This window comes from Vibrio sp. THAF64 (genome assembly GCF_009363455.1).
GTDB classification, from domain to species: domain Bacteria; phylum Pseudomonadota; class Gammaproteobacteria; order Enterobacterales; family Vibrionaceae; genus Vibrio; species Vibrio coralliilyticus.
On sequence record NZ_CP045355.1, the window covers coordinates 1,763,388 to 1,777,195 of the forward strand.

General features: G+C 45.2%; 15 protein-coding genes. 1 reads left to right on the forward strand and 14 read right to left on the reverse strand.

The window, feature by feature from the left end:
* Window positions 1-4: 4 nt before the first annotated feature.
* From FIU99_RS08100 to FIU99_RS08165, 14 genes are all read right to left on the reverse strand, one after another.
* On the reverse strand, window positions 5-1,324 hold the full coding sequence (locus tag FIU99_RS08100; RefSeq protein ID WP_006962211.1) for an EscN/YscN/HrcN family type III secretion system ATPase: 1,320 nt from the start codon (window positions 1,322-1,324) through the stop codon (window positions 5-7).
* Window positions 1,308-3,353 carry an EscV/YscV/HrcV family type III secretion system export apparatus protein gene (locus FIU99_RS08105; RefSeq protein ID WP_006962212.1) on the reverse strand — a complete coding sequence of 682 codons (2,046 nt, stop codon included), beginning with the start codon at window positions 3,351-3,353 and terminating at the stop codon, window positions 1,308-1,310. Before FIU99_RS08105 ends, FIU99_RS08100 begins: the two co-directional genes overlap by 17 nt.
* A 2-nt stretch (window positions 3,354-3,355) precedes the next feature.
* Window positions 3,356-3,712, reverse strand: coding sequence for a hypothetical protein (locus tag FIU99_RS08110; RefSeq protein WP_006962213.1), 357 nt, complete (start codon window positions 3,710-3,712; stop codon window positions 3,356-3,358).
* Window positions 3,713-3,820: 108 nt separating this feature from the next.
* Complete coding sequence (locus FIU99_RS08115) at window positions 3,821-7,546, reverse strand: type III secretion system effector BopA family protein (protein ID WP_006962214.1); 3,726 nt, start codon at window positions 7,544-7,546, stop codon at window positions 3,821-3,823.
* Window positions 7,536-7,967 carry a chaperone SicP gene (gene sicP / locus FIU99_RS08120; protein ID WP_006962216.1) on the reverse strand — a complete coding sequence of 144 codons (432 nt, stop codon included), beginning with the start codon at window positions 7,965-7,967 and terminating at the stop codon, window positions 7,536-7,538. The genes FIU99_RS08115 and sicP overlap by 11 nt, the downstream gene beginning before the upstream one ends.
* Before the next feature lie 25 nt (window positions 7,968-7,992).
* On the reverse strand, window positions 7,993-9,006 hold the full coding sequence (locus tag FIU99_RS08125) for an HrpJ domain-containing protein (protein ID WP_039952397.1): 1,014 nt from the start codon (window positions 9,004-9,006) through the stop codon (window positions 7,993-7,995).
* Between the two features lie 15 nt (window positions 9,007-9,021).
* The gene (locus FIU99_RS08130; RefSeq protein ID WP_152472173.1) at window positions 9,022-9,672 is read right to left on the reverse strand and encodes a type III secretion protein; all 651 of its coding nucleotides are present in this window, start codon (window positions 9,670-9,672) and stop codon (window positions 9,022-9,024) included.
* Entirely contained in the window at window positions 9,669-10,247 is a 579-nt protein-coding gene (locus FIU99_RS08135) for a type III secretion system domain-containing protein (RefSeq protein ID WP_006962219.1), read from the reverse strand. The genes FIU99_RS08130 and FIU99_RS08135 overlap by 4 nt, the downstream gene beginning before the upstream one ends.
* Before the next feature lie 2 nt (window positions 10,248-10,249).
* Window positions 10,250-10,978 (reverse strand): type III secretion system inner membrane ring lipoprotein SctJ, encoded by a 729-nt coding sequence (sctJ, locus tag FIU99_RS08140; protein ID WP_006962220.1) that lies wholly within the window; start codon window positions 10,976-10,978, stop codon window positions 10,250-10,252.
* Complete coding sequence (sctI, locus tag FIU99_RS08145; RefSeq protein WP_006962221.1) at window positions 10,975-11,280, reverse strand: type III secretion system inner rod subunit SctI; 306 nt, start codon at window positions 11,278-11,280, stop codon at window positions 10,975-10,977. The genes sctJ and sctI overlap by 4 nt, the downstream gene beginning before the upstream one ends.
* Window positions 11,258-11,575, reverse strand: a complete 318-nt coding sequence (locus FIU99_RS08150) for an EscG/YscG/SsaH family type III secretion system needle protein co-chaperone (protein ID WP_006962222.1) — start codon at window positions 11,573-11,575, stop codon at window positions 11,258-11,260. Before FIU99_RS08150 ends, sctI begins: the two co-directional genes overlap by 23 nt.
* Entirely contained in the window at window positions 11,572-11,787 is a 216-nt protein-coding gene (gene sctF, locus FIU99_RS08155) for a type III secretion system needle filament subunit SctF (protein ID WP_006962223.1), read from the reverse strand. Before sctF ends, FIU99_RS08150 begins: the two co-directional genes overlap by 4 nt.
* A 9-nt stretch (window positions 11,788-11,796) precedes the next feature.
* Window positions 11,797-12,501, reverse strand: a complete 705-nt coding sequence (locus FIU99_RS08160; protein WP_006962224.1) for a helix-turn-helix transcriptional regulator — start codon at window positions 12,499-12,501, stop codon at window positions 11,797-11,799.
* Between the two features lie 242 nt (window positions 12,502-12,743).
* Entirely contained in the window at window positions 12,744-13,154 is a 411-nt protein-coding gene (locus FIU99_RS08165) for a DUF4440 domain-containing protein (protein WP_006962225.1), read from the reverse strand.
* Between the two features lie 206 nt (window positions 13,155-13,360).
* Between FIU99_RS08165 and FIU99_RS08170 the strand changes: the two genes are divergently transcribed.
* Window positions 13,361-13,699, forward strand: coding sequence for a helix-turn-helix domain-containing protein (locus FIU99_RS08170; protein WP_038514667.1), 339 nt, complete (start codon window positions 13,361-13,363; stop codon window positions 13,697-13,699).
* Window positions 13,700-13,808: the final 109 nt, after the last annotated feature.

Genomic DNA, 13,808 nt, shown 5'->3' on the forward strand with positions numbered 1-13,808 from the left:
TCACTTACCCTCCGTTTAATTGATTTAACTGCTGAAGTGTCTCTTTGAACGGTGAAGGTTCGTTCGCCCTCTGACAGAGAAAGCGTTCAATTGAGTCAAACTTAGCCACTGCCTCGTCTGTGGCAGGATCCTGACCCGGTTGGTATTCGCCAACTCGAATGAGTAACTGCACTTCCTGATAGAGCGAGAGCAAATGCCTTAAGTGCTTGGCGTCATCTTTGTGCTGGGCAGTGACAATCTGATCCATAACGCGGCTTACACTTGCATTAACATCAATCGCTGGATAATGCCCCGCGCCGGCTAGCTTGCGTGATAACACAATGTGACCATCAAGAATTGAGCGTACTTCATCTGCAACAGGCTCGTTCATATTGTCTCCTTCCACCAGCACGGTGTAGATAGCGGTAATGCTCCCGACAGGCGCTGGTCCCGCTCGCTCAAGTAAAGAAGCAAGTTGAACAAACACACTTGGCGGAAACCCGTTAGCTACTGGTGGTTCACCTGCGGCAAGGCCAATTTCACGCCCCGCTCGCGCAAAACGTGTCAATGAATCAACCATAAGCAGAACATTCTTACCTTGGTCACGAAAATACTCTGCAATCGTCGTTGCTGTTACTGCTGCTTTCATCCGTTCCAGAGGTGGCTTATCAGACGTCGCAACAACCAATACTGTTTTTTCTTTCGCGGCTGGTGGAAGGCAATATTCGATAAACTCACGGACTTCTCTTCCCCGCTCTCCAACTAAGGCCAACACGATAACATCCGCTTCACAGTGACCCGCTAGCATGCCAAGCAGTGTACTTTTACCGCCACCAGCTGCGGCAAAAATACCCACACGTTGGCCCACGCCTAAAGCGAGCGTTGAATCGATAGCTCTGATCCCAGTCGGCATGATTTTACTGATCAACTTACGCTTTAATGGATCGGGAGCTTCGCCGTGATTTTCTCGCCATTTACCAACCCAATTACTCTCATCCATCGGGTGACCCAATCCGTCTACCACACGCCCGAGTAATTCTTCACCGACCATCACTCTGTGACCATGCCCCATGGGCTCTACATTCATGTCAGTCCCGATCCCTGTTGTTGAGCGAAAAGGTGATAGCCACGCCTCTTCACCTTTAATGGCCACCACTTCTGCTTTGAGATCGTTACCAATCATGCACAGCTCGCCTTGTCTTGCTCCGGGTAAGGTGGAACGAATTAACGTCGACGTAACTTCCAGAATTTTTCCAAATCGGCGAAATGTCGGTGCCAGAGGCAGATCAGGAAACAGTTGCTGATTGAGCGCTTCGGCTAAATTCGATTTATCCGGCAATTGCATTTGGCACCTCCGCTAATGTGTCGACTTGCGCGATCACTTTGATGCTGGCATCGTCGCCTATCTCCTGAAAAGAGAGCACCTGCGTCATTGGCATGGTTGGCTCTACGATCTTTCTCAAATAGCGTCGTACGTCCAATGACGTCAGCAGCACACAAGGCATGTGGCTGGGCAATTTATCTTTGATCAACGTAATGATCTTCTGCTCTTCTTCCGGATCTAACGCGCTATATGCCCCAACCGCTGACTGACGAATAGATTCGCGGATTTGGTTTTCGATACTGTCACCAATCAGCAACATCGGGATCCAGCCCTCTTCAACAGTAAACTTGCGCCGGATATGTCTGCGCAGGGCGACACGCACGTACTCCGTCAGCATAATGGTGTCCTTCTCTTTCGACGCCCACTCCACAAGCGTTTCGAAGATGGTACGTAAGTCTCGGATTGAGATGTTCTCTTCAACTAGGCGCTGAAGAATCTCAGTCACTTTGCTAACAGGCAATAAACGCTGAAGCTCTTTGACCAGTTCGGCATAACGCATTTCCATGGAATCCATCAGATAACGTGCTTCCTGCACGCCTAAAAACTCTTTGGCGTAATGCTGAGCCGCTATCTCGACAAGGCGAATAGCAATATCGTTACCCTGATAGTATTCCTGCCCTGAGAGTCGAATGGTTTCTAATGCCTCGACTGGATGCCAATGTAAGATTTGCTGATTAAACGCCAGCTTATTCTGCTCACTGTCTAACCCATCGATGCCTTTCAGTGTCAGGATGTTCTGCTTCGCCAAATTCAACTTGATGATCGGCTCTTGATATAAGAGCAGTTCAAACTCACCTTGACGCCCGTTGCGTAGCACTTGCATCTGAATCTCAGGAAGAGGTAAACCCAGTTTTTCAAACATCTTCCATCTAAGCGTTTGCAGCGACTTATTTAGATTTTCTTCAATCAAGTCTTCACCAATCGCCAACATAAGAGGCACAGCTCCGGGCGTCATTTCTTGTTCACCACTGGCTTCAACATTCTCATTGGCAACAAAGCCCTGATGATCCTCTTTGCTTTTCTCTTTCCGAGTTAACCAAAAAGATGCCCCCAACACCGCTAAACCTAGAGGACCAAATACGAACCAAGGAAAGCCCGGAATGATCGCAAACACAAACATCACTGCTGCTGCCATCTGGAGTGATGAAGGCTGACGAGAAACTTGTTGAACCAATTCATTGGCAAGGTTGTTTTTGGTTTCACCCGGAACACGAGTCACGATTAAACCCGCAGTTATTGAGATAAGCAGTGATGGAATTTGAGCAATTAACCCGTCACCAACAGATAAAATAGCGTAAGTATTTAGCGCTTCTGACGCCGACATATTGTGCTGAAGGACCCCAACAGCAATACCACCGAAGATGTTCGTTAAAATCACGATAACACTCGCAATGGCATCACCTTTTACGAATTTCATCGCCCCATCCATTGCGCCGTAAAGCTGGCTCTCTTTTTGAACCACTGATCGCTGACGTTTGGCCTCTTTCGCATCAATGATCCCAGCACGCATATCTCCATCAATACTCATCTGTTTACCGGGCATACCATCAAGCGAGAATCGTGCACTGACTTCTGCGACACGCTCTGAACCTTTAGTAATCACGATGAACTGAACAATTGTGATAATGGCAAAGACGATAATACCAACGGCCAGATTCCCGCCGACCACGAAGTCGCCAAAGGTATACACGATTTCACCGGCGTCATGTTGAAGCAAAATCAGTCGACTGGTACTTATGGTAAGCGCGAGGCGGTATAAGGTGGTGATTAGCAACATGGAAGGAAACGCTGAAAACTCCAACGGATCACGAATATAGATTGCAATCATAAGCAGGATGATAGACATCCCCAGATTGACGGCGATTAGTACGTCCACCAAGGTTGTCGGCAAAGGTAGAATCATCATAAATACAGCGATCACCAGCATTGCGCTGAGGATGATGTCTTGTCTTCCGGCTACCTTCGCTAACCAACGTGTTGCGATTGACATAGCTACTCTCCTCCACCTAATTGTGACAGAAACTGACGTTGCTTCTGACACAAACGAAACCACTGATGTGCATCAAACTGTTCAGGGCATAGTGCGCTAATAAACAGTTGGCTCTTAATCGGAAAAATACGTTGAGGTAATCCATTGAATCGTTCGGGCTGGTTTCTCTTAAGTGCACTGTCCAAATCATGACTATTACTCTCCAATAGCCACGAAGTCAGCATGAGTCGAGTGCCCTGCACTTCCAGCCTTAAGCCAAAAGGCTTCTGGTGAATCTCTATGATGTCTGAAACCTGAACTACTGGCAGCCTGAGCAACGCAATAAGCTGTTCAATGTTTCTCGTGATTTGCAGATCCATAATCGTTCCATAAATTACCTATGGTTCTATGATGCGAGGATTATGGTGATGGGGATATCAGGTCTACACCTGAAATAAGCCCCGGATTGTTCCGGGGCGACATGAGTTTTAAGCGGCCTGCTTGACTAACGCTTGTTCAACTTGCTGGTAACAACTGCCCCAATCAATAGCGCCATTCTCATCCTTAAGCAGTGCTTCAGGTACATATGATTTGGCTGTTTCTATCAGTTCGGCTTTATTGCGTGCATTCTGTTCAATCATCTGTTGCTCACGTTCAGAAGCAATACTCGAGATCTGATAACGAAATGATTTTTCTCGTTGGTCCTCAGGTAAATGACTAAGTTGTATCAGTTGACCAGCATCTTTGAGTGAATCACCCAGTAAGTCTCCCAATCGCTGATCATCTTTGGTTTTGTTTGCAAGCCGCCTTAACGCTTCATCGACACGCTGCTGAGTCATTTTTTCTTTTGCTCGGTTGTGCGCATCATTCATTCCGAGGAAGTTAGTCGAAGCAATTAAGTTCATTGCTGTTCTGGAAAAATAAGCACTAATTGGCGTTGTACCAACACCCGCAATAGCGGCAATGGCAAGTCCCCCTGTTCCAACAATAGCGAAGACAATTAATGCTACAATCGAAGCCCCGCTCAGTGTTACTGCTGCTGTGGTCGCGACGGAAAAAGCTTTCGCTTTCCAGTTCATCTCTTGCCAGGTATTTTTAGCGTCCTGCCACATCCGGCTCATTGCACCCGCTTTGCTGGTTTCGAAACAATCTCTGGAAAGCGTACCGACGTCTTGAAGTGCTTGACGTTGCATCGCATAGGACGCAACAGCTTGTGCACGCTCGTTGAAGCTGCCTTGCTTACGAATACCTGCCATCAAAGCATTGACCATAACTTCAGTGGAACGATGTCGGTTAACAACGTTGGCCATTTTGCGCTCTGACCATGTTTGTACCAAACCTCCGAACATGCTAGCCATCGGTTTTACGAGTGTGGAACCCGGAACTAAAGCTGAGACAAGTTGACTAGCTCCATTTGCAACAAGGCCACTTCCTGCAGCTCCCTTCGCTGCACCAGCCATGTATGGCGCACACTGTGCCAAATGAAGTAAAGCAATCATTTCTGCTGTCATTGACATAGATTCGTGGCTAGGCAGAAACTCTCGACGTCCCTGCAGGATGTCTTTAACTTGATTTTCTACTGTGCCCGTTTTCCAGACCGTTGATGCCATAGCAGCAAGATCATTGCCAAACCAACCACTGTTCGAACTGATTATCTGATAGGCATGTGTCAAGTTACCAGCAAGTGCTTGTGACTCTACAGGATGTACCATTGCCCAGTTATGCAGTTGTCCAAGTGTATTCATAACACCCTGATAATTAGAACTAAGTTCACCCGAAGACAATGTGTTATAAAGCTTCTGGTAAGCCTCTGTATAACTATTAATGCCTACCTTTGCCATTTGGCGTTCCAGAATCAAAGTACTTAAATCAGGACGATAGTCCCCTGACCAATTGCCTGCTACATTCTGCTTTACCCACGCAGACCAAGATTCTAGGCTGTTCCCGCTTACACCAGGATACCCTTTTTCCTTTGTTACTTGACGGTCAAAATGAGTTAGCTCGAGCATGGACTTCTCATACTCGTCATCCAGCAGCTCGATATCTTTCACGAGGGACGCCATACTCAACTCAAGACTTTTCAATTGAGCTACTTCTTTTACTGACTCGACTTCAGGCTTACTTCGCCAGCCCTTTCCATGTAGATCAACGACGTATTTTTCTTGCTTGTCTAATTCGACTTGTAGCTCTTTACGCTCTAATACCAGAGTGCGTACCTGATCGTTATTAGCTCTCAAAGGTGATAAGAAAGACAAGAACCCTTGCAGGTTAAGTCGTTTCGTATTGGCGTCGATGGTTTGATCTAACATGGTATCCAGACGCGTCAACTTGTTTCCAAGAAGTACTTTAGTATCTTGCGCTATTTGTACAGTCCTGCATTGCGCTTCAAGTTTTGTGAGACGAGTAAGCTGGTGCTTGGCATCTTCATGCATTACTGTAATTTGATTGGTGACGCCGTCACTAATATCAAGGCTCGCTAGTGCTTCTAACGAGGCAACATAGGCTTTTGCCGCACTAATCTTCTCATCAAGATAATCGGTGTATAAAGGCAAGTTTCGAGTGATGTTATCACCCAACTGCTTGCTTTGAATATCTGCATAGATATCAACACCAGCTCGATTGTTTCGCTCATGAGTGATGCTGTTCTTTCTGTCTAACCAAGAAAGACGATGCTGCGCTTGAATAACATCTTCGGCTAGCTTACGTGTTTTATCACTGATTTCGACATGAGGAAGCTCATTTCTAACCTGTTCCGTCAGATCTAAGTCATCGTAATCGGTCAAGTCATCGGGCATTAAGCTATCACCCTTTACGACTAACCAGACGTTTCCTGTCAACGCTGCTAAAGTAGCGGCAAACTGGTCTTCCACCGTCGAGTCAGACTCAATAAACTGCTGCATCTCTTTGGCAAATACAGCCGCACCGTGGCGAAGCTGGATAATTTTACTAGGAATATCCAATCGAGCTTCGATGCCCTTTTGTTCTTCCTTAAGTTCAGCTCTGCTCTGGCTAAGTGCTTGTCTAATCAGATTGATCGCACCAAGTTGTGCCTTTTGTTCCTCTTTAGGAAACGGCGTTAGCACGTCATTGGCTAATGATGGCACCTTCTCCGCCAAAACTTCAGACAATACTCGAAGATTGACGGTCGACATATCTGAGGCATATTGAACAAGTTTATCTGACAGACGGTTGGCTAAAGCCTCACTATCTAAGCTTGGCGAATTAGAAATGAGTTCGTAGCTTAGTTTTGTCAGCTCTGGGGTAAGAGCAGACTTCAACGAAGGTGAACAAGTTGCATAGAATTTCTCAAATGCTTGGTACCCCGTAGATTCCAAGTTCCAAGCTTGGCTGTAACTACTCGCCAATGATTTGATTACGTCAAGCCTATCGTTCTCTTTGAACACTGATCGCTTTAACTGAATTACGTCATTTTGTTGTACTTTAGGGAGCCGCTCAATAGCCGATTCTACTGTTGCTAACGCCTCCTTTAGCTCTTGTGCTTTCGCTGAGAAAGTTTCAATACTTGTTGCTACTACTTCAACAGCAAGTGGTTTCTGAAAAATCTGAGCGAGCTTATCTGCTTCATCAGCAAGAGTGGTTTCCTTAATTGCTTGATTATAGGCAGAGACTTCTTTTTGAAGGTTTTGCATCGATGCAGTTTCACTATAAAAGAAACTACTCATGTAAGAGAGAGAGCTTGGCGAAGGCAACGGTGCTGGGCGGATATAACCAGTGATAGACTGTGCTGCTTGCTCTAAGTTAGACATCGGGATAGTTTTAGGCGAAGTTGACGCATCCACTGGTTTATTATCAGTTTCAATCTGTCTATCTGCGCTGTTAACCGACTTAGCGTCTTTCTTTTCAACAGTCACAGAATCCTGCGTCAACTGTTTGATTAAACGAGATGTTAGCGGTGTCTGACCGCTAAAGTCCATCTTGTTGGCTACCTTGCCTGCAAACTCTTCACCATATTCATGCGCTAGCGCGCTCAGGAATACACCTAGTGTTTTAAGGTTTCCCTCAGTTTGCTTTTGGACAAACTCCTGAACTGCATTTAGATCACTTAGTAAAGGAATCTGGGTTAACCATTGCATCACCTTTTCTGCAAAGCTGAACTGAGATGTTACGATAACGGGGTCGCCAGAAACGCTATCAGCCAGTGTTAGCTGGCCATTTTCGACACTGGTTGTAAATTGGTTCAGTTCAATCGGCATAATAAACGCCTCCTAGTGATGTAACGTGTTCATTGGACAAATTATTTTGATGAAAGTCGGTGTGTAGTTGCTCATATTGACTAACCACTTCAGTGAGTTGTTCAAAAATCTCGTCACCGTTTTGAGGAGAATGAATACGAACCTGATATAGAAGCGCACGGGTGCTCTCTTCATAGAAGATATGACCAATGCCCAGCTCATTTAATGTATGGTTAAGCTGAAGTGCTCGCTTAAAAGTTTTACCCTCAATTTCAGGTTCTACTGTCGTCAGCATGCATCTCAGCATCCAATCCTGATCATTTGGCGCCATCGATACCATAAGATGCTCATCCAGCAGCAACATGCATTGGCTTGACTGGTCAAACACCAAAGGCAGCCCTAATTTTTCACCAAGGCGGTTTAGCAGTAGTTCATGATTCATTGTCGTTCTCCCCTTAACGGATTGATCATTCGTTCCATTGGTCTAGAAGTTCGAGCATGGCTTCCTGAACGTGCTCTTTTTGTTCTGGATCTCGATAACAGGCTTCAGCCATTACCGCCATTAAGTCTTTCCAGCGTCGCAGGAACACCACTTTACGTTCATCAACCAGCGCTAACCGATTGATAATCAGTGATAGTGCGTCTGGATATATCCAGGACTGCTCAAGCAACTCTATCGTGGCGGACATAACAGAATGAGGCTCCAACACCATCGCCTTAGCCAGAGAGATGCAATGGTCCTCAAATGTAAGAAACAGCAATAACCGTTTTAAGTCTTCAATTGTGGCCGCAACTTTGGTCATATCGTCACGTCTTTGGCCTTCATCAAGCGGTTCAGCCATGGAGCGAATAAGGATGCGAATATACTGTCGTCTATCTTCATGCTGCTCTAATAGCTCAAACCAATGCGCTAGGCCTTTTTCACCTCGTTTGGCATGTTGATAGAGCTGGCGAACGGCGCGTAAACCATTCTTATCAACATTCATCCCTTGCGCGGCAGCTAAGATTTCTAGCTCGATTTCTTCTTCCGCGAGCAGTTCAGCAAGGCGTTTCTTGAGCTGTTTCTTCATCGCTGGGTCTAAACCCTTAAAACCAAGAAGAGACGTCAAAACCAAGGCGATCTTTCCCTTGTCTAAGCCTGACTTTTCTAGCGCAGAAAACACCTGAGAAGCGTCTTTCATTTGCGAAAGCTGCTCTGAGATTCGATTGATTGACTGGCGTGCCATCTCATCCATTTGCTGGAGAAGCTTTTCCATGCCATTCATCATCGGATCCTGCGTTTTAGCGGCTAGGTTCAAACGCTTCATCATGCTACTCAGCCCAAGGCTTAACCCTTCCATGGTTTCTTCCATAGCTTCGGCTCTTACTTCAGCAAGGGCTGCACTCGCTAGCGAGGCGGTTGACTCATTGGCTGGCGCGGTGTTGGGCGTATTTTGAGGGAATGCATGAAACTCTGCACTGGCGTTTCCATCAACTCTCATCTGCTAAACTCTCTCTTAAGCTGTCGACTGCTGATTAGGATGGGAGAACGAATCGAGTAGCGTTCGCAATTGCTGATCAAGATCGATTCTGACAACCAAACTGTTTGATGACAGCTCTGCTTGAGCTCGATTCAACTCAGTTTTGACCTGCACATTTAAATTCTCCCCAAACTCATGTTCCATCGTCGAATAATGTTCTTGAGGAACAAAAAGCGTCAGGCTCTGTTTGGTTGTTTGAGCAGCGATTTGATCGCTTATTCGCTTGACCAAAAATTGGCTGATGTCCTGCTCTGCGGACCATTGCTCAATAACATTGCGTACTTGCTGACGAATTCGCCCTTTCAAGTTTTCGATTAGGCTACGTTCAAGCTCCCCTTGTTCGACAAGCCAACTAACCGACTCCTTTATTGCCTGTTGCTGGGCTTGTTCTCGCCATGTCGATTCCAATTGCTCCGCGTTTTTGTGTGCTACTTGAAGGATACGTTCGGCTTGGTGATGGGCTTCGTCCCTTTTCAGACGTGCTTGACGAATGATTGCAGCTATTCGTTGACGGGCATTCGTTTCACAATGTGTTCTGCGGATGGCTGATTCAATTTGTTGTTTGGAAACCGTGTCACCAGATTTGTCTAAGTCACAATGCGTTACTGATATAACAAATGGCTTCATAAAAAACGCTCCAATCTGAATATCCAGCTTTCGACACGCTCTATGTCGTCTTGAGCAAGTGCAATCGGTGTATCGAATACCGGTAAGCTCAGGCGAAACAGCGACCAAAAAGGTTGATCGCTCCAAAGGTGGTAGATGGCGCTGGCACTAAAAAGCTCAGCTTGTTCCAGAACATTGTTTGCTGACCATGCTGGAGGTTCGCTACCCGCTGGCCATAGAGCTATCAACTGTTCAATTTGAGGTTGAGTAAATTTCTGTCGTAAGACGCTTCGGTAGCTGCTATCCCACAAGTAATCTGGGCAGTTTTGCGACAACAACCCAGCGGCTGTCGCAAGTAGAGAGATTCTTGGCAAAACAGACAGCCACTTATTCATTTCCTCTGAGCATTCATCTAACCATACTGACTGACACCCAGAACGGCTTAAAATGACCTTATCAAGGCGCTTACTTACCAATTGATTGTTTTCTCGAACAGATTGAATAGTCTCCAGATCCAGCTTTGACCACCATTGAGGGTGCAATCTTGAGCTGACTTCCCTCAGCATTTTGTTCTGCGATATCGTGTCAACAATCATCTTCAGCCCTCTTTTCTTCGGCTTAACCCCAGCCCAGCTACACCGGCAATAAGCACACTACCTAAACCAACGGTTACCGGAGTTTTGTTTGCGACGAGCCAGTTCTGGACATCGTCCCAATCGGAGCTAGGTTGAACGACTGGCTGATAACGGAAGTCTGCGGGTTGTAAGAACAAACTGATGTTTTCGTATTGCAAATCAGGAACCGCATTTTTAATCAGATTCCGTATCTGGGATTCTGAGTTGCCTAAGTTCGCCTCCGGAGAGTACTTGATGTACACAGCAGCCGATTTTTCACTGGGTGCTGCACGTCCTGTATTGGTGCTCTTATCGCTTTGAGCAATTGATACTCGTGCGCTGATAACACCATCCATGCTAGATAGTGTTCTCTCCAATTGTTGCTCTTTTAAATAGCTCATCTTGGCGTCTTCCTGAGCTGGGGAAGAGACAAGCTGACCGGAAGGAAATAGCTGCTCGATACCAACGTATTCGGCCTTCGGATAACCATTTTGTCTTAACAATTCAACCGCATTAATGAATTGATCTTTTTCGATCTTCAGTGTTACCTTGCCCGTTTTTGCGTCAGTTTCTGAGCTTGCATCAATATGATTGAGCATAAGCAACGCCACCATTTGGTTGGCTTCAGACTGCGGCAGGTTTTGGTAGAGTTCGACTTTACAACCTGTCAACAGCAAAGCCATTACTAAGGCTAGCCATTTGAACTTTTTCATTGCATTGTCACCAGTTTGTTGATCGATTGAGAAAGGCTACCAGCCGTTTTTGCTGCAAGATCGACTTCCACTAAAGCTCTTGTCACCATAGTTTGGCTCTGAATAGCCTGATCGGGTGAAATCCCCATAGGAGCGCTCGAGTTAGGCATTGGGCCGATAATGTCATTGAGCTTGGCTGTTTCCTGTGTTCCCTGTTGCATTAGTTGGCTGAACTTATCCACCATGGCTTTATCTGGGTTGACTGTTTCAGCCTGCTTATCCAGAGCCGAATAGGTTGCTTTAGCAATTGCACTCAGTTCCATGTTGACCTCCGGTAATCAGTGAACAAATTTTCTGTGTGTCTGCACTTTCAGTGGTCGATACGTACAAATAACGCAAACCTTCAGCTTGAGGCGTATGTAACCCGTTCAAAGAGCGAATTGCCTGAGCTCTTTTGTCGAGAGCAAAATAGATCAAGCTGGCACAAACTCGTCTGTCTTCTTCATTTTCAATCAGTAAAGGGAAAACATTTACGATGCTAAGTGCATGTTTTTCTAGCCTGTGGTTTGCCGCTGCCAGTGCTGCTTCAACAAGCAGTTGTTTGTCTGAACTGTTCATATCTTCGCTATAATCCCCTGCACCATGTCTTTGACTGCTTTGATCAAGGCACTCTCATACCCTAGAAAGTTGGAATATTGCTGCACTGAAAATTGGGCTTGCAGCATTTGATCTGGGTTGTTGGGGTCCGCTTGTGCCATTTTGGTTTTAATGTCCTGTGCTGATTGTGCAGACATCTGGGACAATTGGTTGATAATCGCATTAAGATCCATATCGACCTCCTATCTTTTGCTACCCGCACGAAACTCGGATGGGCTGCATTGGTAGCGCTTTTTGAAAGCACCAATAAAGTGGGAGTGGCTACTAAAACCGGCATCAAAAGCGACGTCTGCGATCTTACGATCCGTTTCTAAAATCACTTGTTTTGCGTAGTTTAGGCGTTGCTCGGTCAGCCAGGTTTTAGTTGATTGGCCGTAGTATTTGTAAAAAGCCGTGTTGAGCTTAGTCACTTCCATCCCGAGCTTTTCGGCGTAGCGAGATACTGTCCATTGCTCGTATAGATGCTTGTTTACAAAATCAAAAACTTTATCGTTAGAATTCGCGTATAGGTTAAGAAGATTGGAGAAGTAAGGCTTGTCCATCTCAAGGCAATAGGTAAAGACGAACCGCAACATCACGGCTTTGTTTACTTTGTGAAGCTGCTGAATGACATTCACCAGTTCATCAAACACAGGAACCGCGTTCACTTCGCCAACTGCAGGTTGAGTAGCTGTATCGCTGGATTTAATAAGGTCCGTTAGTAATGGATAAACTAAACAAATTTCACCCGGATAAAAGAATACGCTCATCCAGTCATTGCGATTTGCCGCATGTATTTCGGCCTCTTCCCCGACCATAACGAGCTGGTTTGCTGCCACCTCTGTTCGCTTTCCTTGATAATCGATATGACCAGGCTTATAAAACAACACCACTTGTAATGCTTTCATATCAACGACCTTCTGTTTTTGTTGTTGTGTTTAGTTTGCCTAGGTCAAGCTAAGGTCGGTATCAGGTGAACACCTGAGTTCTGCTTTAGGAGTGTGGAAAGTGTTTATTTATAAGGAGTTGAACGACTTTGCGCCGTATCCTTACAACATAAACTCGCCTTGAATATCTGCTGACATTCAAGGCGAGTTGTGGGTATTAATAGATAGTTCTGGTTTATCGTGCTTGCTTTGACTTTAGTAAATTAAAAACCATTGGGGTTGTCGATAATGTATAACCAACCACCGTCGACATATATCATCGTCTCAAGCGCCGTTCCTTTTGTGACATTAGGAATCTCCCAATCAGAACGAATCATGGCTATATCACCATTTATATGGATTGAAACACTGCGTGTGATGATTTCTACATCACCTTGCATGAAACTTTTAAGTGCAAGCTTTATCTCTTTATGGCCTTTAGCTTGGTTGCCGTTCTCATCCAAGATCATAACGGCATTTTCATGAAAGAGCGTGCCTAAACCTTCCAAGTCTTGTTGCGCAAAATATTGTCCAAACAGAGAGTGCAGCTCTGAAGGTGATTGTGGTTTTATGTAGTCAGCATTTGCTTGGAAGCTAAACGAGCAAAGAGAGACTAAAAGTAAGATCAAACGCATGGGTGCTCCTTAAACTGAAATCGTGAATATGGGCCAAGTACGTTGACTTAACCCCTGACAAATTACATTAAGGAAATTGTTCACTTTCTAAAATTAGGGTCTGAAAAGTAACTAGTTACCCATTGGTAACTAGTGGGCTGAAGTGAAATTGGCAGTTACACTCATATAGATATAAAAAGCGCTTGGAATAACGAACCGTGAAAACTTTGCAGTCAGAAACAAAGCACCAACTCCAACCTGATGACTATTGCAGTGTAGATAAATACTTAACTCTTATTTCAACTAAATGGACTGCACATATTGTCTGGCTGTTGAGTGAGCATGAACAAATGCGTTTTGGTCAGATTCGTAAACAATTGGCTTTGGTATCCACCAAAGTTCTTACTGAGCGTTTGAAACTATTGCAACATCATGGGTTTGTATGGAGAAAACAAGAAGAAACTATCCCTGTTACGGTGAGCTACGGCCTTACCTCTAAAGGAAAAGAACTAGCACATGTTGTCGATATCATTGTGCAAAAAGCCGATGACTGGGATGCCATGTAATCAGTCTTCTTGAAACTAATAAAAATGTTACTTCACTGTTCTTAAGAAGCAAAAAGAGTCTGATAACATCAATCATATCAATACCCCTAATCAATAACGTGAACGATCG